The 26,881-nt window shown below is 44.5% G+C and carries 25 protein-coding genes; 12 read left to right on the forward strand and 13 right to left on the reverse strand.

What is annotated here, in order from left to right; genetic code table 11:
- Nucleotides 1-72 precede the first annotated feature (72 nt).
- The 5 genes from recR (at nt 73) to ACRRSY_RS10060 (ending at nt 6,851) form a co-directional block, all read left to right on the forward strand.
- Nucleotides 73-675 carry a recombination mediator RecR gene (gene recR / locus ACRRSY_RS10040; RefSeq protein WP_432453351.1) on the forward strand — a complete coding sequence of 201 codons (603 nt, stop codon included), beginning with the start codon at nt 73-75 and terminating at the stop codon, nt 673-675.
- A 217-nt stretch (nt 676-892) separates the two neighbouring features.
- On the forward strand, nt 893-2,995 hold the full coding sequence (locus ACRRSY_RS10045; RefSeq protein WP_432463087.1) for a glycosyl hydrolase family 28 protein: 2,103 nt from the start codon (nt 893-895) through the stop codon (nt 2,993-2,995).
- Nucleotides 2,996-3,472: 477 nt separating this feature from the next.
- Entirely contained in the window at nt 3,473-4,129 is a 657-nt protein-coding gene (locus tag ACRRSY_RS10050) for a Qnr family pentapeptide repeat protein (RefSeq protein ID WP_432459268.1), read from the forward strand.
- A gap of 718 nt (nt 4,130-4,847) precedes the next feature.
- The gene (locus ACRRSY_RS10055) at nt 4,848-6,080 is read left to right on the forward strand and encodes a pepsin-like aspartic protease (RefSeq protein WP_432459269.1); all 1,233 of its coding nucleotides are present in this window, start codon (nt 4,848-4,850) and stop codon (nt 6,078-6,080) included.
- Nucleotides 6,081-6,083: 3 nt separating this feature from the next.
- Nucleotides 6,084-6,851 (forward strand): avidin/streptavidin family protein, encoded by a 768-nt coding sequence (locus tag ACRRSY_RS10060; protein ID WP_432463088.1) that lies wholly within the window; start codon nt 6,084-6,086, stop codon nt 6,849-6,851.
- A 119-nt stretch (nt 6,852-6,970) separates the two neighbouring features.
- On the opposite strand, the gene ACRRSY_RS10065 is transcribed toward ACRRSY_RS10060, so the two are convergent.
- The 11 genes from ACRRSY_RS10065 to rsxA form a co-directional block, all read right to left on the reverse strand.
- A complete protein-coding gene (locus ACRRSY_RS10065; protein WP_432463089.1) occupies nt 6,971-7,954 on the reverse strand; it encodes a diguanylate cyclase in 984 nt (327 codons plus the stop codon).
- Nucleotides 7,955-8,597: 643 nt separating this feature from the next.
- On the reverse strand, nt 8,598-9,581 hold the full coding sequence (locus tag ACRRSY_RS10070; RefSeq protein WP_432463090.1) for a diguanylate cyclase: 984 nt from the start codon (nt 9,579-9,581) through the stop codon (nt 8,598-8,600).
- 283 nt (nt 9,582-9,864) lie between these two features.
- Nucleotides 9,865-10,335 carry a DUF2780 domain-containing protein gene (locus tag ACRRSY_RS10075; protein ID WP_432463091.1) on the reverse strand — a complete coding sequence of 157 codons (471 nt, stop codon included), beginning with the start codon at nt 10,333-10,335 and terminating at the stop codon, nt 9,865-9,867.
- Between the two features lie 473 nt (nt 10,336-10,808).
- Nucleotides 10,809-11,348, reverse strand: a complete 540-nt coding sequence (locus tag ACRRSY_RS10080; protein WP_432463092.1) for a flavodoxin — start codon at nt 11,346-11,348, stop codon at nt 10,809-10,811.
- A 150-nt stretch (nt 11,349-11,498) separates the two neighbouring features.
- Nucleotides 11,499-11,765, reverse strand: coding sequence for an RnfH family protein (locus ACRRSY_RS10085; protein ID WP_432453342.1), 267 nt, complete (start codon nt 11,763-11,765; stop codon nt 11,499-11,501).
- Nucleotides 11,766-11,777: 12 nt separating this feature from the next.
- Complete coding sequence (locus tag ACRRSY_RS10090) at nt 11,778-12,464, reverse strand: electron transport complex subunit E (RefSeq protein WP_432453341.1); 687 nt, start codon at nt 12,462-12,464, stop codon at nt 11,778-11,780.
- Nucleotides 12,461-13,081: an electron transport complex subunit RsxG gene (gene rsxG, locus ACRRSY_RS10095; RefSeq protein ID WP_432463093.1), complete on the reverse strand. Its 621-nt coding sequence runs from the start codon at nt 13,079-13,081 to the stop codon at nt 12,461-12,463. Before rsxG ends, ACRRSY_RS10090 begins: the two co-directional genes overlap by 4 nt.
- A 2-nt stretch (nt 13,082-13,083) precedes the next feature.
- Nucleotides 13,084-14,088, reverse strand: coding sequence for an RnfABCDGE type electron transport complex subunit D (locus ACRRSY_RS10100; protein ID WP_432459274.1), 1,005 nt, complete (start codon nt 14,086-14,088; stop codon nt 13,084-13,086).
- Complete coding sequence (gene rsxC / locus ACRRSY_RS10105; RefSeq protein WP_432459275.1) at nt 14,088-15,557, reverse strand: electron transport complex subunit RsxC; 1,470 nt, start codon at nt 15,555-15,557, stop codon at nt 14,088-14,090. Before rsxC ends, ACRRSY_RS10100 begins: the two co-directional genes overlap by 1 nt.
- A 9-nt stretch (nt 15,558-15,566) precedes the next feature.
- On the reverse strand, nt 15,567-16,091 hold the full coding sequence (locus tag ACRRSY_RS10110; protein ID WP_432463094.1) for an RnfABCDGE type electron transport complex subunit B: 525 nt from the start codon (nt 16,089-16,091) through the stop codon (nt 15,567-15,569).
- A gap of 13 nt (nt 16,092-16,104) precedes the next feature.
- Nucleotides 16,105-16,683: an electron transport complex subunit RsxA gene (rsxA, locus tag ACRRSY_RS10115; protein WP_432453336.1), complete on the reverse strand. Its 579-nt coding sequence runs from the start codon at nt 16,681-16,683 to the stop codon at nt 16,105-16,107.
- A 305-nt stretch (nt 16,684-16,988) separates the two neighbouring features.
- Between rsxA and nifL the strand changes: the two genes are divergently transcribed.
- The 6 genes from nifL (at nt 16,989) to ACRRSY_RS10145 (ending at nt 23,070) form a co-directional block, all read left to right on the forward strand.
- The gene (gene nifL / locus ACRRSY_RS10120; RefSeq protein ID WP_432463095.1) at nt 16,989-18,533 is read left to right on the forward strand and encodes a nitrogen fixation negative regulator NifL; all 1,545 of its coding nucleotides are present in this window, start codon (nt 16,989-16,991) and stop codon (nt 18,531-18,533) included.
- Nucleotides 18,534-18,535: 2 nt separating this feature from the next.
- Nucleotides 18,536-20,089 carry a nif-specific transcriptional activator NifA gene (gene nifA / locus ACRRSY_RS10125; protein WP_432453334.1) on the forward strand — a complete coding sequence of 518 codons (1,554 nt, stop codon included), beginning with the start codon at nt 18,536-18,538 and terminating at the stop codon, nt 20,087-20,089.
- A gap of 147 nt (nt 20,090-20,236) precedes the next feature.
- Entirely contained in the window at nt 20,237-21,553 is a 1,317-nt protein-coding gene (gene nifB, locus ACRRSY_RS10130; protein WP_432459278.1) for a nitrogenase cofactor biosynthesis protein NifB, read from the forward strand.
- Nucleotides 21,553-21,819, forward strand: coding sequence for a ferredoxin (locus ACRRSY_RS10135; protein WP_432459279.1), 267 nt, complete (start codon nt 21,553-21,555; stop codon nt 21,817-21,819). Before nifB ends, ACRRSY_RS10135 begins: the two co-directional genes overlap by 1 nt.
- Before the next feature lie 10 nt (nt 21,820-21,829).
- Complete coding sequence (locus ACRRSY_RS10140; RefSeq protein ID WP_432459280.1) at nt 21,830-22,453, forward strand: nitrogen fixation protein NifQ; 624 nt, start codon at nt 21,830-21,832, stop codon at nt 22,451-22,453.
- Nucleotides 22,454-22,671: 218 nt separating this feature from the next.
- Entirely contained in the window at nt 22,672-23,070 is a 399-nt protein-coding gene (locus ACRRSY_RS10145) for a hypothetical protein (RefSeq protein ID WP_432463096.1), read from the forward strand.
- Between the two features lie 47 nt (nt 23,071-23,117).
- Here the strand turns inward: ACRRSY_RS10145 and ACRRSY_RS10150 are convergent, their stop codons facing one another.
- Nucleotides 23,118-23,837, reverse strand: coding sequence for a DUF554 domain-containing protein (locus ACRRSY_RS10150; RefSeq protein ID WP_432453329.1), 720 nt, complete (start codon nt 23,835-23,837; stop codon nt 23,118-23,120).
- 710 nt (nt 23,838-24,547) lie between these two features.
- A complete protein-coding gene (locus tag ACRRSY_RS10155) occupies nt 24,548-25,513 on the reverse strand; it encodes an integron integrase (RefSeq protein WP_432463097.1) in 966 nt (321 codons plus the stop codon).
- Nucleotides 25,514-25,626: 113 nt separating this feature from the next.
- On the opposite strand from ACRRSY_RS10155, the gene ACRRSY_RS10160 reads away from it, so the two are divergent.
- Entirely contained in the window at nt 25,627-26,856 is a 1,230-nt protein-coding gene (locus ACRRSY_RS10160) for an ISL3 family transposase (RefSeq protein ID WP_432463098.1), read from the forward strand.
- The last annotated feature ends 25 nt before the right edge of the window (nt 26,857-26,881 follow it).

Here is a 26,881-nt window from a genome sequence, read left to right on the forward strand (position 1 = left end):
TGTTGAGCTAGGTGAATTTTGCCAAACACACTGTTACATTAGCCTCGCAAAAACCAGTTTAGCGGAATGCCAATGAAATATAGTCCGAGTATCGATCATCTAATCAAATCATTACAAGTCTTACCTGGCGTGGGCCCACGCAGTGCTCAGCGGATGGCTTTTCATTTGCTAGAGCGCAAACGCCAAGATGGTTTGCAATTAGCCGCCAGTATTAATCAAGCCATGGAAGTCGTTGGGCATTGTGAATGTTGTCGTAATTTTGCTGAGGATGATTTATGTCCGATATGCCAGTCGACAAAGCGGATGAACAAGGGGCAGATCTGTGTGGTTGAAACCCCGGCAGACGTTGCCGCGATAGAACAAACGGCGCAGTTTTATGGTAGCTATTTTGTATTGATGGGCCATTTATCTCCCTTAGATGGGATCGGACCAAGTGAGTTAAACTTGGATAAATTGGAGAATCGGCTGCAAAACGAACCTATATCGGAACTGATCCTCGCCACTAATCCGACGGTTGAGGGCGAAGCAACCGCCTATTATATCTCTGATATGGCAAAACGTTACCAGGTAAAAGTGTCGCGTATTGCTCATGGCGTACCGTTGGGGGGAGAGTTAGACAGTGTTGATGGGACAACTTTGTCTCATTCTTTTATTGGTCGTCAGTCTTTCGATTAATTGCTGCCAGCCCCCGTGATCTTTAGACTCCTGCTTCGGCAGCTGTGTTTGTTTATAAGTCTATGTTTTTACAAAATATCTCTTGCGAATTTGGAATTAACTTGCAGATATTTCGAGTCGCCTCACATAATCAAAAATAATTAGTGACCAGAAACAGTGATTACTGATAAATAGTACTTCATATTTGAAACGCTATTTTATTTTTAAGAGGACTGTTATGGGCTCTGCAAAATGTATGCTCGCTGTTTTGGTTTTAGGCCAGACGATGTTGTTAACAGCTTGTCAATCTCTGGATGTGGGATCGGTACAAGGTTCCGAGAAGATGGAGCCTCAGCTGAGTCACCAGACTGTAGAGCCTTCGGTCAGTCCGTTGCTTTTGAGTCGACCGATGGTCCCTACCTTAGCCTATGATGACCGCTCCTTGGTATTGGCTTGGAACAAACCCGATAATGGACAACAGATTGTTGATTATCGGGTTTATCAAAATGGGCAGCCATTGGGCTTGTCGAGTCAAAATAACACTACTCACAATCCAGCAAAGCCTTATATGGACAAGTTTTTTGCCGAAGATAAGGCTGGTTTTCACCAACGCAGTGTTTATCTAAACTTCAAGGTAAAGCATTTACAGCCAGCCACTGAATATCATTTCTCGGTTGCTGCTATCTATGCCGATGGTCGTGAATCGCCTCGCAGCCCGGTTCTCACAACCGAAACGGCAGCCCCCTTTAGCAGAGTGGTTGATATCCGAGACTTTGGTGCAATTGCAGATGGCCTAACGGTGAATACAAAACCTATCCAGGCGGCAATTGATACTTGCTCGGTGGCCTCGACCAGTGCTTATGGATGTAAGGTGCTTATTCCATCAACAAACAGTGGCAAGGCTTTTGTGAGTGGGGCATTGTTCTTAAAAAGTAATATGACTCTGGAGATTGCAGCAGGGGCTGTTTTGAAGGGCTCGGAAAATGCAGATGACTATCCTTTAGGCCAGGGTTATCAACTGTATAGCTATCGAACCAATACGACCGATTCACGCCGTCCTCCATCATTACTGAACGCCCTCAACCCGCATCAGATGAATGCTGAAAATCACAGCCAACATGGTTACGATTATCGTCGCGGTCGCTTTAACAATATCCGAATTGTTGGTGAAGGAACCATCGATGGTGGCGGCTGGTTAAGGGGGAAGGACACTCAAGATGAACTAGGTCGGTCGCTGGCATATTATCCGGCAGGGAGTCGGGCGAAAGTATATCGCTTGGGATTATTGGCAAAAGACCAAATGCAAAAAGCTTATCGACAATTTAACCCCGCTTGGGATGGTGATACCGATGAGATTGACTATCAGGCGCAGTTACATCGTGACTTGTACTCGAATCGGCGCTCTAGCCTGGCAACCTTTCGTGGGGTGCGAGATATTTACTTTGCGGGTTTAACGCTACTCAACCCGGCCTATCACGGGGTGATGTTTCTAGAAGCCGAAAACACGGTGTTTGCTTATAATTCGGTTCAAACCTTTGATATTAACAATGCCGATGGGGTGGAGTTTGGTAATAGTGGAAACTCTCTGATCTTTGCTAATTTTATCGATAGTGGTGACGACTGTATAAACTTCGCTGCTGGTCAGGGGGCGGATTATCATTTGGGCTCTGCACATGTACAGGCCACCGACGGCGCTTGGATTTTTAATAACTATACCCGCGAAGGGCATGGCATGGTGGTTGCTGGCAGTCATACTGGTGCCTGGATCCAAAACATTCTGGCAGAAGAGAATGTTGCCTTTATGACCGATAATGGATTGCGAATGAAGAGCACCCCGGCTACTGGCGGGGGAGCGCGCAATATTACTTTTCGCAATAACGCGATGAAAGATATTGGTACCCAAAATTCCCATCAGATTGATGGCCTGACCATTGAAAATCGTGGCCGGGTCGGGAATCCATTTGTATTTACCTTGGCCTATAAAATGGGGGATAACGTATTTGAATCGGCACCCAAGGCTGCTCAATTTCGCGATATTGTGGTGCAGGATGTGAGCTTAGATAATGTTGATAGTGAAAGCCCGGCAAATTATTGGCTCAAAATCGATGGTTACGACGGTGCCGATCAACGTTTGGTTTATCCAGAAACCTTTCAACAAAACTTTTTGTTTGAACATGTGCGAGTAAAAAATACTAAAGTTAGCCATATCAGTCGTCTGAAAGGTGCAGTCTTTCGTGATGTGACGATTGAAAGTTGGGAAAATGCCGCGACTTCCCCATGGCAGCTCAGTGACTCAGAAAACATTCAGTTTATTGACGTCACGCCACCAATCAACCACTAATCATGCACTCATCAGGCAAGCGATCTTGAATGGCTTGCCTTGTTGTTCGCTTTAACGAGCATCGGAACGTTTAACCCTATATGTTTTAGCCATTCAAAACATATATTCAGATTGACGACTAGCGCTTATACCCATCTGATTGATCATATGATTAATTTATTACGCAGAATAAATCTGCCGATAACCAGGCATTAAGTGCAGCAACTCGTGGTCCTAGTGACAAGATACATCACGCAGTTAGCGGTAATTTAGGCCCCCAAGAACGGCCAGATAATTAGTTCTATTGGATTAGTTAGCCATAAACATTTCACGCGATGTTGGCCTTACTGACCGTCCAAACCTTGTTCTAGGTGTCGGTTTGGTAGCCAATATTAGCCATTTGAGCACCTTTAAAGGGTTGTTTTTAAAAGCTTTGTTTTTGTTGCGATTTCGGGGGTAGCTGTTAGTCTTCAGGCTCGTGTGGCGCAAGGGCTAGTTATGAACGAAGAATATGAAGTGTTTAATCAAGTTGATTTTTCTCACCAGGATTTGGGTGATGCCCTTTTTAAACGTTGTAAGTTTTATCAATGTGATTTTAGTCGTACAAATCTAAGGGATGCGCAGTTTGTCGATTGTATGTTTATAGAACAAGGTGCGATTGAAGGTTGCGATTTTAATTATAGTGACCTTCGTGACAGTTCTTTTAAAAACTGCCAGCTATCCATGGCTAATTTCACTGGGGCGAAATGCTTCGGCATTGAATTTAGGGGCTGTGATTTGAAGGGGGCTAATTTCATCCAAGCGAGTTTCTCAAATCAAGTGAGTCATCGTATGTACTTTTGTGCTGCGTATATCACGGGATGTAATTTATCCTATGCTAACTTGGAACGCCAATGTATAGAGAAATGTGACTTATTTGAAAATAACTGGATTGGAGCTAATCTACAAGGCGCCTCTTTCAAAGAGTCGGACTTAAGCCGAGGTTTATTTTCTGAAGATTGTTGGACCCATTTTCAGCTGCAAGGTTGTAATTTGAGTCATTCAGAATTGAATGGTTTGGACCCTAGAAAAGTCGACCTTAGTGGTGTAAAAATTTGCGCTTGGCAGCAAGAGCAGTTACTTGAGCAACTTGGGTTGATTGTTTTACCTGATTAGTTGCACTGATATAGTGGCATAGTACATCACAGAATTTATCATTTGGATCCGTCACAATTCCGGTCGTCAGTTCTCATGCGTCGTTGTGACAGGAACTGTCTGCTTATCCTAAGCAGGTTTAGCTTCAACAACTTCGCTCAGAGCGCTGTGGTGAATCTTCTAAGGCGACACCCATGACGGGTGAGCCGCGTCGTATTTGCGAGTCAGAGACGCGAGTTAAGCGCCTTGAAATGGAAAAAGACATTCTAAAAACGGCTTCTGTCAATGTCTTTCTCCATGCGTAATTCTTTGTTTTATTAACGTCATCATTTAAGTTCATCCCGCTCAGACTCTTCCAAGGTAATACCTAGTTGTTGAGCTTCATCTCTAAATTCCTGCGGATAGCTCTTGTGTGATTTTTCAAACTCATATAAGTCTCTTAACGGATTAACAATACGGTCTCAAAATTAAGTGTCCGATGGCATTAGACCAGAACAGGCTTGTTTTAATCTGAATTGATCTACGGAATTTATGAATAAATGTGTTCATTTCATCTTCAACGGTCTTGCCAGTCATTTAAGTTTCACTGGCCATTTTTGCTCTTCAACTCACAAATTAAGCCTTTGAGATGTTGAGTGAATATAGTTTTGACTATTTATTGATTTTTGGTGTAGATAATTTTATCAAATTATGATTGATTTATATGTCATTACAAACAACTATTTAAAAAGGATTGGCGATGTCTGAACAACTGAGTGAAACATGCTGTGGAATTAGCTTGCCGTTATCGAAAGGGCCATTTCAAAATAATGGCGCTTCGCCTTGGTATGCGACACTGACTCTGGGGACCGCAAAACCGGGAACCGAAATTCAGCAATTAAAATTTAGTGTTGATACTGGCAGTAACTTTGTTTGGGTGAGCTCTTCGCTATGTGTAGAGAATGAGTGTAAAGAAAATAAATGCCAACATTATGGCGGTGATTTGTTTAATTACCATAATTCAAGCTCTTTTCAGTTCATCTCTCAGCAACCACAAATGGTCGATTTTGGCCCATGGGGGGAGATGCAGGTAGAGCTGGGTGAAGATGTATTCCATTTTATCGATAACCAGCCAACACAAAGTGAGCTTTATCTATCTCGAGCATTTGTTGATAAAGATAGTCAATTTAAGGAGTTAGATTGGGATGGTGGCATCGGTATGCCAAGTTATACTATTCCGACTGACGGAAAATCGGAACACCAAGCGAAGGCTGGTCATTATGGTCTTCGTGCGGTCAATAAATTAGAACCTTCATTTCACATCATGGCTAGCCTGATAGAGCAGCAGCTAGTGGAAGCGCATATGCCGTATGTCGCCTTTGAAACGGATGGGCCAAGCGGGGAAGGAAGTGTTAGTTTGGGTCGACTCGATCGGAGTTATCAAACCAGTAGAGAGTACTTATTTTTGCCATGGAAAGAATCTTTGATCCCAAGCGTTTCCTACTTATGGTCGACGCAGCTGGAAAGCTTTGCACTGGGTGATCAGATCTTAGCCAAGGATGCAGATTTTATACTCGATTCTGGTTCCTCTCAATATAAAGGCGATGTAGAAGTGATGAATGCGGCGCTTAAAGCCGTGGCTAAAAGTCCAGAAGAGTTAATTATTACTTTCGGTGATACGGGTGAAACGCCTAATGGTGAGCTACGCATTCCTGCCAGTACATATTTGGTGAAGATAGAGGCCGGTCAAGATGAAGGGCAAGTTCAACCTCAATTTAAGCCAATGGAAGGGATCCCTGGGCTAATCTTAACCGGGTCGGTTCTGATGGATTATCTATACACCGTTTATGAATATCGAGTCAGACATATTGCCGGCAAGGTTGCTTTGTTTCCGGTGGGGACTTGGATATTTAATAAACCTGGCGGCTTAAACATTATTCAAAACCGTCAATCTTCTCCCGCAAGAATATTTACCCAAAACGAAGAGAACTAATTTATGACTCACGCAATCGATGGAATGTGGCAAAACAGTTATGGCTCTCAGATGAGACTGAGCGTTCAAAAAGATGGTTTATTATTGGGAGATTACAGTTCTACGACTGGTTCTTCAGGACGTTATTTAATGATTGGCTATGTGAGTGGTCATGAACCAAATCCTTCGCTGGGCCAAGGCGTCGTGATCTCTATTTATTGGCGATCTGTGGAACGCTCTGCTCCTGACGCTAGTTGGCATTGGGTGTCAACTTATTGTGGTCAGCTTCAAGCGAATCAGCAGATGGAAGTGATTAATTCGCTGGTTGCATCAACCCAGTTTGAACAAATTATCGTTGGGGACTACATTGATAAACTTGGTTTTCATAAGGTTGAATCAAATGTTAACTTGCAACCCTTCGAGCTAAGTATTAAGGGAGAGCATCCGGATTTGATGAATGGTACTTGGAGTGATCCAAGTAACTCTCTTAGTATCCAATTGGCAGTGACAAACCCTGAGTTAGGTATTGTGAGTGGGTCAGCAAGCTTCCAGCAACAGTGCTTTCCAATTTATGGTTTTACCGATACGCATCGGGCCGATCTTGATTTACAAAGTTTATCGATTAGTGGTTTGATACCTAATGATAAGCAGCCCATCTCGATTAGTGGGACTCTCGATGTCGTGAGTCAACAGTTAAACGTGTCGGCCTGGTTAGGTAATGGCACCGCGCCAGAAGAGAATTACTTGCAGGCGAGTATGTCTGCTTGGGTTTTAAATAAGAGCTCTAAGTAGCAAGCTATAAGCTGCAGTGTAGTAAAACTACTGCTCTGCAGTTTGGCTTTAGCGCATATTTTCCTACTGATGAGGGGATTAGATAAATGTTCATTCAGAACACGAAGCTTCGATTCAAATTAAGGTTTAGTGCGATAAATATGGTTATTTTCCGCTAATTCAATCTCATTATCGTGCATGTCTTCATTGAAGATGCTCACTCTATCTCTGCCTTGTTTTTTTGAGAAATACATTGCTTCATCCGCTCTAGAAATGATCTGCTCCGAGCTATCATCTTGCACTTCTATTTGGGACAAACCAATACTCACAGTGACATGAACGGTATAGTTTTCGACGACACAAGGGCTATTTGATATTTTTCGCCTTAAGCGTTCGGCCATTTCAAGTGCTTGTTGTAGGCTGGTATTACTCAATATGATAGCGAACTCCTCACCGCCGAGCCGGCCAATATAATCCACAGTTCTTATTTCTTTAGAACAGATATCAGTGACATGCTTAATCGCTTGATCTCCTGATTTATGCCCAAGTAAATCATTGATGCTTTTGAATTTATCGATATCAAGCATTAATAAACAAGTGTCATTCTTGTAGCGTTGATAGCGATGTAATTCGCCAGCCAGTTTTTCCATGAAAGCACGGCGATTTAAAATGCCTGTTAGTTCATCTGTTTCAGATAATTTCTTTAGTTGCTCTTGCAGGTGATGCCGTAAGGTGATGTTTCTTGCTGTCCATACCACCCGTTTCAATCCATTTACGAGTGTTGGAAGTGGTTTGATGGTGCTCTCTATCCATAAGGTATCAGGAACAATAAAACTGTCAGGTAGCTTTAACATGGTCTCATTGGCAAAGTGATAGCGTACTACCAATGTTGTGTCACTTTGGATTGTTTTCTTAATATAACCCAGAAATTCAGTCGCTCTATCGTGCGAGAGCACGTCATGTAAGGTTTTACCAATATAGTCTTTAAAATCAAAACCTGTCTCGTTTTCTTCGCCTCCAAACACTTCCAAATATTCACCTGCTTCTGAAAATACGAATACATGGTCGGGTAAGGCATCTAATATTTGGTAATAGTTTTTAGATAATGAGTATTTTTCATCCATAATATGACTTATTTTCTAACTGGTTAGACATCTGTTTGATACATTATCATTAGTGATGTATTTATTCTCTATACACTGAGCTCGGTATGAATAATGCGGTTTTTTTTCAGTAAAAATGAAGCTAAATCATAGATTTTTAGACTTCAATGATCAGATCCTATCTGATGAAAAAATATTCATAAGTGTACATTTTTAAGTGAATATTCGATTAATAGTAGACCTATTTTTTATTACATGCGAAATACAGAGCTGCATATTTAGAAATAGATCAATAAAGTGAAATGAAATTTTGTCCGTTTTTTCAAATGATTACCTTGGTGTGAATCGATGATGTTAGTCGTGGATGTGTGTCGTTTGCATATTTTGATACCCGCTGTTTCACCAACGGAGCCATAGCACTTGGTATAGGCAATGGTATGTACCCACTAGGAGTCAGCCATTTTTAATTGAAAATGATGACTTGGCGCTTAGCCGTCGCAATCAGTGAGCAGCTAAGCTTGGGAAGGGGATTATCATCAGACTTGACTCGCGAGCTTATCAAGCATTGGTTTTTAGGGCGAAAGTTTATAAGTTTTCCACGGTGAATGGCTAGCTTAATGAATGGGAATAACGCGATGAAGGTATCGATAAACGCTCGAGTTCATTAAGCTTTATTTTTACGAATATGGCTATGCTGAGTTAATTCAATCTCATGATTGCAAAGCTCGTCGTGGAAAATTCTAACTTGGTCTCGGCCTTGTTTTTTGGCGTGATACATAGCTTTATCGGCTCTCGATATCAGATATTCTGAGCTATCAGCTTCGGTTTCTATTTGAGACAAGCCAATACTCACGGTGATATGAATGGTATAGTCTTCAACGACACACGGAGAACGCGCTATTTTTTGCCTTAAACGTTCAGCCATTTCAATAGCTTGTAGTAGATTGGCATTGCTGAGTAGGATCGCGAACTCTTCACCACCGAGCCGACCAATATAATCGACTTCTCGGATTTCTTTGGAGCAAATATCTGTGACATGTTTAATCACCCGATCACCGGATTGATGGCCAAGTAGATCATTGATACTTTTAAACCTGTCAATATCCAGCATCAATAAGCTGGTATTTTGCTTGTAGCGTTGGTAGCGGTGTAGTTCGATGGTCAACTTTGCCATGAAAGCGCGACGATTTAGAATGCCTGTTAGTTCATCGGTTTCAGACAACTTTTTTAGCTGTTCTTCCAGGTTATGTCGCAGAGTGATATTTCTTGCTGTCCATACGACTCGTTTTTGTCCGTCTTCGAGTAATGGTAGTGGTTTAATAATACCTTCAAACCATAGCTCGTTGGGTACAGAGATACCGTCAGGCAGCGTTAGCATATTCTCATTGGCAAAATGGTAGTGCACCACCAGTGTTTGATTGGTTGCTAGTGTTTTCTTAATATAGCCATGAAATTCTTCAGCCATATCTTGGGAGGTAACATCGTATAAACTCTTACCAATAAACGGCTTGCAATCAAAGCCGGCATCATTGTCTTCGCCACCAAAAACATCTAAGTACACCCCTGATTCCGAAAAAATAAATACATGATCCGGCAAGGCGTCCAATATCTGGTAATAGTTGCGAGATAATGAGTGTTGATCATCCATAATTCTACTCATTTTATAGCGTTTTAGTTATCCAATTTGTACATTAACATTGACATTATTATTATTCACCCTGCATTTTTCCATTCTTTGAGCAGGGGAGGTTTTATAAGATGTAGTTGTGTGATATTGAATCGAAATGCTGGGTGGCTATTTTATGGTTAATATCACTAGTTATATATATATTTATTGATTGAAAAGCCGTCTTATGTGGCGCTTGGTTAAATGTTGAACCAAAATATATGCCAAATATTATTGATGCGGTCAATATTACTTCGCTTCATCATTAAGACCAAATTTTACTCAAGCCATCCACTAAGCTTGAGCCGCCGTTATTACCAACATATTGTAAAATAATGGGTGCAAACTGTTCTATCATACTTGCGTCTAAGCCCAATGCTGAAAAAGCACTTTTAACACTGTCCATGCTGCTAATTTTCTGGAGTAGTTGAGCGCTGAGTGAAGCGCTGTTTCCACTTGGAATAATGTCGTTCAACAAAGAGCTTTCGCTACCAGATAGCTGTTGTTGGGCAAGCGCCAGCAAGGCTGCTGTACCACCAGTAGCTTGAGTGTCACTCACGCCTAGCTGGCTAGTTAAATTGTTTAGTAGCTCACTGTTTATGGTGCTTTCTTGGTTACCGGTTAGCGCGGATGCTGAATCAAGCAGTGAACCCAAACCGGCGCTGTGTAGCTGAGGGCTCATGGTAAATAGCCAAGCGCAGATCACTAATCGCGCATATTTTATTTGCTTATTCATTATTATTCCCTCGTTAATGGCTGGATAAACAGGGTTGCTTAGCAAGAGCAACGATCATGCATTGTGCTATGAAATAGTGATATTGGGAACAATTTCACGAAATTATTGTATGGATTAACTGCAAATAAAAATGAACATTGACCAGATAAGCCATGATGCTTATTCAATATTTTGTTTTTTTTGCACTACTTTTGTTTACTAAAGCTTGGAATGGGACGGTATATATTGATTCGTTTAGCTTGCGAGAAATAGATTGGTCTGAAATGGTGGTTTGAGTGGCTGGAACTATTGCCCGCTCATATATAATAGTTGGAAGATTAACGTTGTCATGAACGCGGATGATCGATTAACCGTTGGCGATCCGAGTCTGTAGCGCTGAGAAGCTAGAAGTCGACCAAAACTGTTCTATTCACTTACTCTTCGGATCTTGAAAGAGGCTTTAATACGAGCAAAGCCCGTATTAAAGCCTGCGCTTACAAATTAAATTCAGATTTTATTTGCTCTAACCAACCGCTAATGCGTTCGGGGTGTAATTCACTTTGATTATCGTTATCTAAGACTAATCCGGCAAATTTACCATTTTCTAACAGAGCTGCTGAATCGTCGAAAGTATAGCCATCAGCAGGCCATTCTCCGACCAATTCTGCACCAGTCTCGGCCATCGCGTCGTATAGCTCGCCAAGACCATCGACAAACTCACTGGCATAGTTCACTTGATCGCCTAGCCCGTATAAAGCAACTTTAATACCGGCAAAATCAGCGTCTTCTAGCTGGGGTAAAAACTCATCCCAGCTTTCTGCCTGGCAGTCAGAAGCCAAGCCTGGGAGCTGTCCTTCGCCTAGGGTTGGGGTACCTAGGATCAGCATCTTATAGCTGGTGAGGGTATCTACGTCTACTCGGTTAATATTGAGGGGTTTGTCGCATAAATCCGCTCCGAGTTGTTGCTGGATCATTTTTGCGATTTTGCGGGTTGTACCGGTATCAGTACCAAAAAAAATGCCTATATCTGCCATGGTTAACTCCTTAAAGATCAGACCAATTAGTGTTTTGCAATATTTAAACCAAATAAAAATACCTATATTACAAGGGGTTATTAATATATAGGATGAAGGTTTCTCACAATGTCACCAACACTGATGTCGTAAAGCTCACAAAGTGTTGATTTATTCGTCATCGTCATCATCATCTAGGTCTTCAGGTTGCCAAGTAATCGGTCGATAAATTTCTATTCGGTCACCTTCTACCAATTGGTTTTCTAAGGTGACAAACCTGCCAAAAATGCCTACTTTTTGTTTATCTAAAGCGATTTCTGGACATAGGTCTAAGATCCCCGATTGATGCAGCGCGTTTATTACGCTGCTGTCTTGCACCACATCAACATTGATACATAGTTGCTGGTGAGGGGTGGCATAAGCAATAGAGACTAACATCTTGGTAAGCTCCTAATTTGAGGCCGAAGGATCGACGCAGCAAGCGGCTTGAGTGGTTTGTTTTTGCGCTAAAATTCTTTGGACCTGTCGATGAATGCTAAGCAAACCGCCCAGTACCAAGAAGCCTCCAGGCGGTAGAATTACCAATAGCAAGCCGTGATAGTCGGGAATAACCGTGAGCTCAATCGCACTAAAGGCTGGGCCCAATAAAATATGGGCGTTCGCAAATAGGGTGCCGGAGCCAATAATTTCGCGGATCCCACCGAGTAATACCAAGACCCAAGTAAAGCCGATCCCCATGGCCAAACCATCCACGATGGCTGGCATTACTTTTTGTCGACTGGCGAAGGATTCGACTCGGCCTAAGATAGCGCAGTTGGTCACAATCAGCGGAATAAACAGGCCGAGCACCTTATGCAGTGGGTGAACCCAAGCGTTGAGTACCAGATCGGTGATCGTCACCAGAGTCGCAATCATTAAAATGTTAATTGGGATCCGAACTGCGCGGCTCACATAGTTTTTAATTAGTGCACTAACCGCGTTAGAACTGACCATTACCGCGAGAGTCGCTAAACCTAAACCTAAACCATTGGTGGCGCTAGAGGTTACGGCTAACAACGGACACAGGGCTAAACATTGCCCCAAAACCACGTTGTTATTCCAAAGACCGTCGGCAATAATTTGAGAATAGCGGCTCATTGTTGGCCTCCTTGCAGAGTTTGGATCTGTAAATCGAGTAGTGCTTGGTGTACGGAGTTCACCACTGCACGAGGCGTGATGGTAGCACCGGTAAATTGGTCAAATTCACCACCATCTTTTTTTACTGCCCAGGCTTTTTGGCTGGTATTGTCTAAACTTTTGCCATTAAAACTGAGCACCCAAGGGGTTTTCTCAAATTCAATTTTGTCGCCCAGCCCTGGCGTTTCGCTGTGGCTTAATACTCGTACGCCCAAAATCGCAAGATCGGCGTCGACCCCAATTAGAAGGTCAATCGGCCCGGCATAACCATTGGCTTGAGTTTGTACCACATAACCGCTAATTTGCTGTTGCTGATTTAAAGCGGTATATAGGGTGTATTGTTGTTTGCCTATGGTAAATGTTTGTTCGGTAGATAACATCGGGTTTTGATAGAGCTGTTTTGGCATAACTAAGTCAATTGCCGCGAGTTTGTCTTCGTTGAGTCGTTCTGCGATAGCGGGGGCAGTGAAGCTATTTAAGGTTAGTAGTAAGATACTGGCGATAGCGACAGCAGCAGCCAACGAGAGCGATTGATACACGGTACTATCGATATGTTTTTCAATACTGGGAAGGGTCATGTTTAGGCTCCTTTTGATCGGCTAAAAGGCTTGGCCATACCAAATATGGTGGGACGTAAATAATGGTCGATGACTGGTGTACAGGCATTCATGATGAGTATGGCAAAGGCGACACCTTCCGGGTAGCTGCCAAAGCAGCGAATTAACCAAATTAATAGGCCGCAAGTTAAACCAAATAACCATTGTCCGCGGGGGCTAGTGGGTGAGGTCACCATGTCGGTAGCAATAAAAAATGCGGCTAACATCGCTCCGCCACTAAATACATGTAATATTGGCGAGGCGAATTGATTTGGGTCGATGAGGTGAGCGATGCTGGCTGGAAGCACCAAGCCACAAATTAAGGCCGTTGGTATATAGGGGCGGATCACTCCCCGCCAAATCAGAAACAAACCGCCAATGGCGATTAAAATTGCACTGGTTTCTCCCATGCTGCCCGCGTGTTGTCCTGTGATCAGCATGCTCAAATCGTGTATTTGACCGAGATCGGCCAGTGGGGTTGCCGCACTGCTACCGTCGATACCAGTCCATTGTGAGTTAAATATTAGGCCGGTTTCGCTTAAAGTTGGTGGAGCAATCGCGCGCCAGTCGGTGAGTTCTACTGGAAAACAAATCAATAACATGACTCGACCCAACATCGCTGGGTTAAAGGGATTGTGCCCCAATCCGCCGTAAACATGCTTGCCTAAGAAAATTGCAAAGCCACAACCTAAGGCGGCGACCCACCAAGGGGTTGCCGGCGGTAAACTCATTGCCAGTAGCAGTGCGGTTAATAAAGCCGAACCATCGAAACTGTGTTGCCAGTTTTTGTTTTGTAGCAATAAACAGATTAGCTCACATAACCAGGCGGTGAGGCAACAGCTTACTATCACACTAAGCGCTGGCAGGCCAAACAGCCATACGCCATAAATAGCGGCGGGACTTAGGGCCAAAATCACTAAATACATGATGTTGGTCGTTGAGGTACCGGAGTGGGTATGTGGGGCGGCAACCGGATTGTATTGGGCCATTAGCTTTCTCCTTGAGTACGGCGGGCTCTGGCTGGGCGTTTACGTTTAGATGCCTTGGCTGCTTTTTTCGCTGCGGCTTCTTTAGCCAAGCGTAACTGACGAGCTTCAGTCAACTGGCGAGCTTGATTAGATTTTTGTAGCATGCTGCGCTGCGCATTGACGTTAGATTTAGCGTGTTGAAAATATTGCACCAAGGGAATGCTGGAGGGACAAATATAGCTACAGGCACCGCATAGTAAGCAGGCGTCTAAACCAAATTGTTGAGCGCTTGCAAAATCACCATGATTACTATGAGCCGCCATTTGGAAGGGCATTAAACCCATCGGGCAAACTTTGACGCAGTTTCCACAGCGCACGCAATCTTGGCGTTCACGTTGGTTAATTTGAGAATCGCTAAGCGCTAATAGTCCACCAATACTTTTGTCGATAGGCACGAAGGGAGAGGGCAGTACTTGGCCCATCATCGGCCCTCCGGCGATCATTCGGTTAGCTTCAACTTTTAGGCCTCCACATTCGGCTAATACCTGCGACACCAAACTACCAATGGGAACCAGCAAATTGGTTGGGTGTTCAATGGCATCTCCCGACACTGTGAGTACTCGTTCAATTAAAGGACGCTGAAAACGTACCGCTTGGAAAACCGCCTTAGCGGTCGCTACGTTATGCACCAATATGCCTTTGGCGGTACTCAGTTGTCCGGGGGGAATGGCCAGTCCGGTCACTGCTTTGATTAGATGGCGCTCCGATCCCATCGGGTAGAGACTCGGAACCATCTTTATTTCCAGCTTGGGCTGTTCCGCACACGCTGATGCCATGGCCGCGATCGCATCAGGCTTGTTATCTTCGATGGCAATAATTGCTTTATTGGCCCCAATTGCTTTGAGCATCATGTTGATACCGCCAATAATCTCGGCAGCGTGTTCTTGCATCAAACGGTCATCACAGGTGAGGTAGGGTTCACACTCGCCGCCATTAATGAGCAGGGTGTGTACCTTGGCTTGTCGGGCGAGCCTGAGCTTGATGCCGCTGGGGAAACCTGCGCCACCTAGACCGACGACGCCAGCATCTAATACGCGCTGGACAATTTGTTCCGGCTCTAGCTTTGTATAGTCAGAGGGAGGGTGAGCGTCTCCCCAACAATTGTCGCCATTATTAACTATCACCAAGGTTTGACATTTGATCCCCGCTGGATGGCTACTTAAATAGGGCTTAATTTCAAGTACTTGACCGTTCACTGGTGAATGCAGCGGTACGGTCATGTCGTTACTGCCTTTGGCGATTAATTGTCCTTTGAAAACCATGTCTCCAGCGGCAACTAAACACTGTAACATTGAGCCATTCCGCTGCTGCATGCCAAGGTAAACCCGATCAGGGCGAAAGCCTTTGGCAATGCTTTGCTGTTCAGTGAGTTCTTTAAAACCTTTGGGATGGACGCCGCCACTAAATGGTCTGGGTTTGAATGCAAACATACTGTCTCCTTAGGCAACTTGGGGTTTTGGCCATTGCCAAGTATTGAGTTTGACGGCGGGAGCTTGCATTGTTAAACAACCTTGACTACAAGCCTTTTCGCAGAGGCGGCAACCAGTACAAACATCGCTAATCACGGTATGCATTTGTTTACTGGCTCCAACGATTGCATCGAAGGGGCAGGCTTTAAAGCAACGAGTACAACCGCTGCAGTTGCTTTCATCGATATAAGCGACTAAAGGCCCACTGCCTTGCTCGGTGCTTAGTTCCACACCAAGCAATGCCGCAATGCTGCTGGCTAAGCCCGCGCCCCCAGGAGGGCAGCTCTGAGCCGACAAACGCCCAGCGACCATGGCTTCCGCGGCTTGTCGACAACCAGGCTCACCACACTGACCACATTGTCCTCCGGGCAGCATTGCTTCCAATTCATCGACTCTTGGATCCCCCTCAACTTTTAAGGCTTTTGATGCCCAACCTAGCAGTCCGCCTAAACAGCCACCCACTAGCATTAGCAAAAAAATGGATAAGTAGATCATTGCTCGTCTCCTGTTATTTGACCATGCCGCTAAAACCAAGAAAGGCCATCGATAATAGTCCTGCGGTTATAAACGCGATCGGTAGGCCTGCAAATGCTGCGGGTACTTTGGCCAGCTTGATCCGCTGGCGTAATCCGGCAAACAGCACGATCACCAGACTAAATCCCAATGCCGAGCCAAAGGCATAACATAGGGTTGCTAAAAAATTCATGTTGTTTTGTACAACTAACAAAGCCACTCCCAATACCGCGCAGTTGGTGGTAATTAAAGGCAGAAAAATACCAAGCGCTTGGTATAAGTCGGGACTATTTTTTTGGATGAGTAGCTCGGTCAGTTGCACCACTGCTGCAATCACAATAATCAAGACCAGAATACGCATCACTTGCAAGCCTAGTGGTGCCAATAATAAGACTTCGATTAACCAGGCGGCGACGGCGGCTAAACACAGTACAAAGGTGGTTGCTAGCCCCATGCCTAAGGCGCTGTCGATGCGATTGGATACGCCCATGAATGGACATAAGCCAAGAAATTTACCCAGCACCACATTATTCACGACCGCGGTGCTAATAAAGATTAAGAGATATTCAGCCATTTGTTTGTTCCAAGGATCACCATGCTTAGTTAATTGCAGGTGTTGTACCAATATGGGGAGTTGAACCAAATTAGGGAGAAAAGCCTTGTGACAGAGCGGATTAGTTCGCTAGGTGGACTGATTATGGCGCTTGAATTTTGGTGTTAAAGCTAACAATTTTTACTGATAAATATCTTATTTTTGTTGTAAATCAAACAATGAATGGTTAATGGAGGCTGAATTTAGGGGCTTTGGCACATGGGAATACCCTTTGCATTGAACAAGGTTAGTCACAACAAGCAGCAATGCAAAAGGTAACAATGACGATGAGCGAACTTCAATCTAAGTTAGAGCAGGCCTTGGCCGTTGTGGGGGATGGCACAATGAGCGATGTGTCTGAGCAGTATTTGCAAGTGGTAGAGCAAGCCCCCATGGCCATATCGATTAGCGACCTAAGTGCTAACATTCTCTACGTAAACCGATATTTTACTGAAATTACCGGATATTCAGTGGAAGAGTTGGAGGGGAAAAAACATTCGGTTTTGAGTTATAAAACCACTCCCATCGAAGTCTACCAACAATTATGGGGGTGTATTTCAGCTGGAAAAAATTGGCAAGGGACCTTGATTAATCGTAAGAAGAATGGTCAGCGTTACTTAGCCGAAGTTTCAATCAAAGGGCTGTATAACCGAGCTGGGGAAATTACTCATTACGTTGGAATGCATCGTGATATTAGCCAACGGCATGATAATCAAACCAAGGTTGCCAATCAAAAAGCGATGGTGGAAGCGGTGTTAAACACGGCACCAGTTGCGATTGCCTTAATTGATGAACATCAATCCGTATTACTCGACAATCTTTCTTATAAAACTCTGGCCTCTGATTTTGGCCGAGAGCCGGTTGATATTGTGTTGCAACAATTAAAACAATCGGCGGGGGATGATGAAGGATTATTACACCTCGCCGAAGGGCAGCAATTTAATGTTGAGGTCGGTAGTGGAGGACACAAACGTTGGTTTTCTTGTTGCTTATCCAGTGTGGAACTTAATGATGGCAATGTTGATGATTATTTTACGCCAACGGTGAGTCGCTTTTTAGTGCTCACACTGAGCGAATTTACTCGGGAGCGACGTCGCCAAGAACGTCAGCGGCTGATTGAATTACAACGCTCAACTGAAGAATCGGAAGCTTTGCACGTGATGCAAGAGGTATTACATGCTGCGATTCACCAGATCCAGGGGCCGATAAATATGATTGATTCGGCCTTAAATATGTTCTGTGGCGGTGCGACCCAATGCGCTCGGATTGATGCCATGCAAGCCGGTTTAAAGGCTGGGCATGCAGCGGTTGATCAATTACAGAATGCTTTACCTGAGCGCCCTCATGAACCGATGCAGTCGGTCAATATCAACCAGTTAGTTCATGAAGTCACCGAAATGAGTAATCAGCGGCTGCTGGCTCGTAGTATCAGCATGCAACTTAGTTTAAACGGTACGCTACCCGCGTTTACCGGTCAGCCTTCGCGGATCCGAGTGGCCTTAAAGCAATTATTAGATAATGCCATCGATGCCATCGATTACGCCAAAATGCCGCGTAGAGAAATTATCTGTTGCACCCAGCGAGTAGATGACGATATTGAAATCACCTTCGAAGATAGTGGCCCAGGGCTTAAAAAGGAATTACAGCTGAAGATATTTGAACCATTTTATAGCACCAAGCCCTTGTCTAGTAACAGTTGCCGTGGCGTGGGTTTAAGCATCGTTCAACAGGTGGTGAGTGAACACAATGGTACGGTGCAATATCAATCAACGTCGTTGGGTGGATGTAAAGCCAAGTTAGTGCTTCCTCTACGAGTTACAAAAAGGGCTTAATCATGGAATATTCAACCGCGAGAGAATCAAAAATAGCCGAACAACACTTGTTGGCGCTCTACGAGGTGAGTAGCGTACTTACCGACAGTTTAGACTACAAACAAAGTGTCACTAAGGTGCTACAGGTGCTGCACGAAAAGGCCATGCTTCAGCATGCGATGTTGGCGCTTATTGCCGAAAATGACCAAATGTTGACCATCGATACGGTACACACACCGAGTCATATTAGTGACAGCATTACTAAAAATGTGCGCTATCGTCCCGGTGAAGGCATTGTCGGAACGGTGTTAACCCAAAAACAGCCGATCGTGCTGAGTCGTGTTTCCAATGATCTACGTTTTGCCGACAAGTTAGACTTATACGCCCTAGATCTGCCTTTTATAGCGGTGCCAATAAAGAAATCAAGTGAAGTGCTCGGGGTACTTGCTGCTCAGCCGCAACTGGATGATCCTCAAAAATTGGCATCCTTTACCCGTTTTTTAGAAATGACCGCTAACCTTATTGCTAAAAGTGTATTGTTGGCAAAAGACGTGGCAGTGCAAACGACTCAGTTAGAAGCAGAGCGCGATCGACTGCGACGGAAAGTGAGAAGTAATTACAGCTTAGACAACATCGTTGGTCATAGTCAGGTGATGCGTAAGGTCTTTGAACAAATTCGTTTAGTGTCAAAATGGGATAGCACAGTATTAATTCGTGGAGAGTCGGGTACTGGTAAAGAGTTGATTGCCAACGCGATCCATTATAATTCCCCGCGAGCTACTGGGCCTTTCATTAAGCTCAATTGCGCAGCCTTACCAGATAACTTATTAGAATCGGAGTTATTTGGTCATGAAAAAGGAGCTTTCACTGGGGCAGTGAAGCAGCGTAAAGGTCGTTTTGAAATGGCCGACGGTGGTACTTTGTTCTTGGATGAAATCGGTGAAATATCAGCAGCCTTTCAGGCGAAGCTATTAAGAGTCTTACAAGAAGGTGAATTTGAGCGTATTGGTAGTACTCAAACTCTGCATGTTGATGTACGGATCTTAGCTGCAACCAATCGCAATCTAGAAGAAGAAGTAAAACAAGAACGCTTTAGGGAAGATTTGTATTATCGACTGAATGTGATGCCGATGTTCCCACCACCACTACGAGATCGGATTGAAGATTTACCTGAACTCGCTGATTTTTTAATCGAAAAATTGAGTAAGCAGCAGCGTCGAAAGTTGTCATTAACCGATAGTGCCATCCGAATGATGATGGCTTACGATTGGCCGGGTAATGTGCGCCAACTAGAAAATTTATTGGAGCGCGCCTCGGTGATGAGTGAAAGCGGTATGATTGATCAGGATCTCATCGTGATTGATGGTCTTGAAGGCCAAAGTTTTACTCGCCGACCGAGTATCGGTGCAGACAAAGCGCTGTTAGACGATTCAGAGATGGACGAACGGGAACGAGTGATAGCGGCCTTGGAGCAAGCGGGTTGGGTACAAGCGAAGGCGGCTCGCTTACTAAACATGACTCCTCGGCAAATTGCTTACCGGATCCAAGTGATGAATATTAATATGCGTCAGCTTTGACAAAAATGTACTGTCGCATTTGTGACAAATGCGACAGTTGTTAGTTTTTTACCTGAATGATTTTGCTTAACCTGTTGTTTTTAATGATTATATTTTCTGGAATGCGCTTTGCAGACTCTAAGTTAAGTCAATTTAGGGAAGCTCTTTATGAAAATCCAGCAACTTAATCATGGCGCGACGGCCAGTTCTTCCCAATCAAAAGCCGATATTCAAACGGCTTTGGTTGCCACCCATCCGTGTTTTTCAAAAGAGGGACATCAATACGCGAGGATGCACCTTCCGGTTGCGCCCGCTTGTAATATTCAATGCAACTATTGCAACAGAAAATTTGATTGTAGCAATGAAACGCGTCCCGGAGTGGTGTCTAAACTACTCTCGCCAGCGATGGCGGCGAAGCGCTTTGCGAAGGTAAAGCAACACGTCCCAGAAACCAGAGTTGTAGGTATTGCAGGGCCGGGAGATCCATTGGCAAATCCCAAGGCGACCATTGCGAGTTTAAAAGCAATTGCCGCGGTCGATCCCGATGTGCACTTATGTATTTCGACCAATGGTCTCGCCTTGATTGACCATTTGGACAAGTTACTTGCTGTCGGGGTGAAACACCTCACTATCACCATTAACTGTATCGATGCCGCAATTGGAGAAAAGATTTACCCTTGGGTCTATTTCAAGCAGCAGCGTTTGCGTGGGCGGGCAGGCGCGCAGGCCTTAATCGACCAGCAGCTACTGGGTTTAGAAGCCGCCATAAATGCCGGTATGTTAGTGAAGGTGAATACGGTATTGATCCCCGGCATCAATGACCAGCACATCGAGGCATTGGCCATGGAGCTGGGGCGTTATGGCGCGTTTATTCACAATATTATGCCGCTGATTTCGGATCCTGCTCATGGCACTTATTTTGGATTAAAGGGCCAAGCCGAACCCAACAAAGAACAGTTAAATCAGGCGCGTACTTTGGCCGGGCAAAGTATGCAGCAAATGACTCATTGTCAGCAGTGTCGTGCTGATGCAGTGGGTAAGCTGGGGCAAGATCTCGATCTCGAAGCTCTTGGCTCGAAAGTGGCGCAACCTGTGCAACAAATTCGGGTGGCGGTGGCGAGTCAAAGTCAGCAACTGGTCGATCAACACTTTGGCCATGCCAATCAGTTTCAACATTATGTAATTACGCCAGACGGTATCACTCAGCAAGCGGCGTTTAGTTGGCAACAATATTGCGAAGGCAGTAGCAGCTGCGATGAAGCGCTAGAAGACAACCGCCGAGAGCTGAGTCTATTAAGTGAGTTTGATGTGTTGCTCTGTAGCCGGATCGGTTTAAGCCCTCGTCAGGAACTAGAAGAATTAGGCATCACGGTAAATACGCAATTTGCCCTTCGTGATATCCAGCCAAGTTTGCAGCAGTTGCAGGCGGACTTGCTTGCAAGTTTGGCTGGGTCTTCGGCTTGCAATTCGAAGGAGTGTGGCTAATGGCTTTAACCATCACTCAAGCCTGTATTGGCTGTTTCGCCTGTAAAGAGGTTTGCCCCAACAACGCCGTGAAGGCTAGTGAACAGGGTTTTAGTATTGTGGCGCATCGCTGTAACGAATGCGCGAACAATGTTCATGGACCGCAGTGCGCACAAATTTGTCCGGTGGAAACGGCGATCACCGATAGCGAAGGGGTGGCGCTGAACCCTCCCGGTTCGCTGTGTGGTTTGCCACCGCAGAGTCGTATTATTACCATTGCGAAGTAGGAGTGTTGATATGAGTAGTGCAAACACCCATCTACAAACCCCGTTTATTGGGGCAAGTTGGTTAGAAGCATTATCTAACATCTGTAAGCCTTTGTCGGTGGCAAACCGACATTGGTTTCGCCAAATCATCTTAGCGCAACTCAAGGGCGATACTGCTTTACCGCATGGTCTGGGTTTAGACAATGCGAGTTATTTGGAGCTTAAGCGCGCAATTTGTAGCGGTACGGTTGATAAGCAAGAACGTGCTTGGCTTAAACCAGTGCATAGCCTCTTACGTAAACGCGCCGATACCTTAGATGAACTCATTGATTTGCGTGCTAAGGAGCGTAATGAGCTGATAGCGTTATTGTTTCAGTACGCTAACCAAGATGAGCCCTTTGCTTTAGAAATGGCAATCGTGCTGGCCAGTGCCAGTTTGTCTGCATCCCATCTTTGGCGGAGTTTGGGTCTTAAGCAGCGTAGCGATCTAAGTGCTTTGATTAAGCATAATTTTCCTCAGTTACATGCCTTAAACCACGAAAATATGCGCTGGAAACGCTTCTTTTATCGCAGCTTATGTGAACAGGGAGGGGATTATATTTGCCGTGCTCCCAGTTGTGGCGAGTGTAGTAGCTACGACGAGTGTTTTGTGTAGGGCTAACGGCTTTTTGAAACGGTGTTAGTCGTATTACGGTGAAGCGAGCGCTGAGGCGGATTGTTTGAGTATTACGGGTATAAACCGGCAGTTAAACGGCTAAATCGTTGTTGTGTGCTTGGTTCAGGGGGAAAACAGTTGGCAGCTGCCTCTAAGTTAGTTATTTTAGTCTCCGATTTTAGCCTCAGTTAGGGGTGATAACGTTTAAGGGGACTAAGTTGCTTAAGTGGAAAGTTATTTTTTGGTTGTTAGCTGGATTAACAACCTCTGATTTTTTTAGCGTCCCAACTTCTGATTCGGTTGATTTACTCGGTGTATTGGGGCTAGTGGCGAGTGCGGTAATGTTAGTACCGTTTTTTGGCTATGCCTACAACGCGATCATTGGCGCTAAGAAAATTTGGCAAGTCGCATTTTGTATTGCGATGCCGATTTTAGCCTGTCAGTTTGTGGTTGAAATTTCGTTTATGTCGGATTTGTTTGTTGCGAATCCCTCTGGCCCTGCAGTTTTTGGCGCGGTGTTTGGTGGCTTGGCTTATTTATTATTATTGCTTCCTGCTTATCGTTACGCTTTCAAATCGAATGAGTTTTGGCTTCAGGCTGAAAACACAGAGTCTTAAAGGCTATCCGTTAGGGTAGTCGTCGACTACCCGTCGCTTTATTGCTGTTACGTTGGGAAAAATTCACGCCATAAATAGGTAAATGGTAATACCAAGATCAGCGCCGGTAAAAAGTTTACCACTGCAAAGTGCATGATTTTTGCAATACGTAATCCAACTGCGAGCATGATAATACCGCCCACCGCCGAGAAATCTGCATAAGCAATAGCGTCCATGTAAGGCATAATCGATTGAGCTAGCAAGAATAGTGAGGCTTGAACAACAAACTGTACGACCGCGAGTAATACCACTCCAGGCCCCAACGTGACCGCAAAGATCATCGCGGTGACGAAATCCATCAATGATTTCACTAATAACAGTTGGTAGTTGCCATTAAGACCTTCGGTCATGGCCCCGATGACCCCCAATCCACTGGCCCCAAACAATACAATCAGCGCGGTAAACTGGTGGGAAAACTCTTGTTTGCTTAAGCCTCTAGGCAGTGGCAAAAAACCTTCGCATTTACGCTGGATAAAACTAGCCGCTTTGCTTACGCCTGATTCAAGGTAAATTAATTCGCCTAAAGCGGTGCCTAAGATTAAGGCCATCACGACCACGGTGAGATTATTGACTTTAACAATCATCGAAATACCAATTGCGATAGCCGACAGAGCAAATGTGGCAGGTAAACCTTTTTGGAGCCGTTTGGGAATATAACGAGCCAAAGACGCGCCACCTAAGCCGCCTAAAATAATCGCGCAACTGTTCATAATTGGACCAATCATCATTGGTTAATTTCTCCTTGAATAAAGCAATATCAGTTTGCGTAAAGATAGGTTTCGACCGCAGGTTCAATTCATAAGCCGCATAGCGAGAGCGCTAATTAGCTTTGCTAAGTAGCGAAAAGGGCCCGCGTTGAAAGTAAACTGATAGTTCAGTAAGACCATGTATCGGAGGAGCGAACAGATTTGTAGGACAAGCTCCGATAGAAAGTGGTGATTCTATCATAGGCTATGTCATGTATTTTGATTTAGCTTGGGTAAATTGATTATTCCCTTTGTTTTTACAGAGAATTATTTAATCTTAGTTTAATTTTACTCATCAGGGGGGCGTAGAATATTCAAACAGACGGTATTTATCATGGTGTCTTCCTAGATGACGATCCCAATGTAGGTAGAACGTTTCTGTGGGTTGGGGCGCTGTTGCTCAAATAAGATTGACCCTTCTAGTTTCTGCTAGACCCGATCGTGAAGTCTAAATAGTCTGTATAACAGGCAAAGTAAAAGGCAATATCGCCTTCTTCAACGCCCAGTCTGGATGATGGTGCTTAGGAGGATAGCCATCATGTGATTCTCTTAGCACAGCTACCACCCAAAATTTGGGGACAATTTGGGTGATAAACTGTCAATAGGGGCACAAATGTAAGTTTTTTCCGCCTTAGGTAGGCGCTCGTTTTTGTGGCCAAGTAAAAAGTTATTTATCGCTTATGCCGCGCGTCTTAGGTTAAGCGATCTAAGGGGCTGGTGACGCCATCAGCGCCCATATTCAAAACATGTGTATACATTTGCGTCGTACGAATATCACTATGCCCTAGTTGGGCCTGAATAGTGCGAATATCGGCACCTGCTTGTAATAGGTGGGTAGCAAAAGAGTGGCGAAGGGTATGGCAACTAATTGTTTTGCTTATTTTTGCTTGGTGTTTTGCCTGTTTTATAGCTCGGCTAATGTTAGAGGGATCGAGGTGGTGGCGGCGCAAGTGCCTAGCACCGTGCTCGTAACTTAAGCGACTAGAAGGGAAAAGGTAATGCCAGCTTAATTCAAAAGCAGCCTTGGGGTACTTTTTGGATAATGAGTAGGGCAAATATACCCCTGCATATTCCAGATTGGTTTTATCACTAAGGTAATACTGTTCACTGATTGATATTTGTTGCTTTAAGGCGGGGAGTAAATTTCTGGCTAGGGTTACTCTTCTATGCTTACCGCCTTTCCCATCCCAAATAGTGAGGCCAAGGTAATCAAAATCAATATCTTTTACTCGTAGCCTTAGAGCTTCCATTTTGCGTAAGCCACTACCGTACATGAGTTGAGCTAATAAAAGATTGGGAGGTGATAATGCCGCTAAAAGACGTTCAATTTCTGCCGGTGTTAAAACCACTGGTAACTTAGTTTTCTGGTGGCTTGGCTGAAAATTTAACGCGAGTGATAAGGGGTGGTTGATGATGTCTCGGTAAAGAAAAACCAATGCATTTAATGCAATCGCTTGGGTCTTTGGCGCTAAATGCTGTGCACTCGCCATGTGAGATAGGAAGGCCTCGACCTGTTGGTTATGCAATTCGCTAGGGTGCCGCTTATGATTGAAAATGATAAAACGTTTGATCCACAGCAAATAGGTTTTGATAGTTGCCTCACGATAGTGGCGCGTACGCATATGTTCGCTGATGTAAGTCAAAAACGGAGATGACATAAATTGCACCCGATACTGTTTTTATATGGCTCTTCACCGAATGTAGTGGAAACACTTTCAACAAACATTAATGAGCGAGATAATAAGTAAACGTTCATGAATACCTCGCGACCATGCAAGACACGACGCTTTATCAATCCATTCTTGGATTAACTCATCCTTGGGCTGTTTCATCTGTTGAACTCAATGAGTCAACCCAAACCATCACCGTACGCGTTGACTATGACCGAGCTTCATTAACGGCTTGCCCCTCTTGCGGTAAGGCTGTTCGTCGACACGATACTCGGCGGCGGGTTTGGCGACATTTAGATACCTGTCAGTTTGAAACACGTATTGAGGCTGAAGTCCCTCGAGCTGATTGCCCAGAGCATGGAGTGCAAACACTTCAAGTGCCTTGGGCGACAAGTAACAGTCGCTACACAGAGCTGTTTGAGGCTCGCGTTATAGAGATGCTTAAAGTCAGTTCCTTATACGCGGTGAGTAAAACCTATCGGCTTAGCTGGGGAGCCATCGACCGGATGATGACTCGGGCCGTTCAACGTGGTCTTGCAGCCAGAACCACCATCAACTACCAAGACCTGTTGGTCGATGAAACGGCATTTAAGAAAGGCCATGACTATGTCACGGTATTATCCAATCGTGATGGTCAGGTGATATCGGTTGAAGACGGTCGAACAGGCATGAGCTTATCTGCTTGCTTTAAGGCATTGCCCCCTGAGTCAACAATGGTTACACGTTCCATATCGATGGACATGAGCAGAGCATATATAAACGCAGCATATGACTACTTCGGTGAGCGGGCTAAGCAAATGATAGCCATAGACCATTTTCATATCGCAAAGGTGCTCACTAAAGCGGTGAATGAAGTGAGAAAAAGCGAACTCATGGCGTTGCCCCAGCATTTAAAAAGAGAGTGCCACCAAACACGGTATGGATGGTTAAAACGAAACAGCCACCTACATGGGACATTGAGAGAAAGAGTGAGTGCGCTGGCCAAGATGATGCAAAACACAGGCTTGAGCTGGATATTAAAAGAGCAAGCAAGAGCCATTTGGTATGGCCATGCAGCTAACGCCAAAGCGGCTTGGAATGATTGGTTAGCACTCATAAAGGTCAGTCAAATCAGACCGATGATGACAGCAGCAGAAACCGTGAAAACGCACTTAAAGGGCATCATCAATGCGATGCGTTATAAGGTATCAAATGGCTTAGCGGAAGCGATAAATGGAAACATTCAGCGCCTAAAAATACGTTCGATGGGTTTTAGAAATAAAGAACGCTTTAAGCGAGCTATTTTATTTCACTTTGGAGGGCTTGATATGACTTTCCACCAAGAACGGTGAAGAGCCTTTTATATACAGTTAAGTG

The organism is Agarivorans sp. QJM3NY_33, from assembly GCF_050870865.2.
Taxonomy (GTDB): Bacteria; Pseudomonadota; Gammaproteobacteria; order Enterobacterales; family Celerinatantimonadaceae; genus Agarivorans.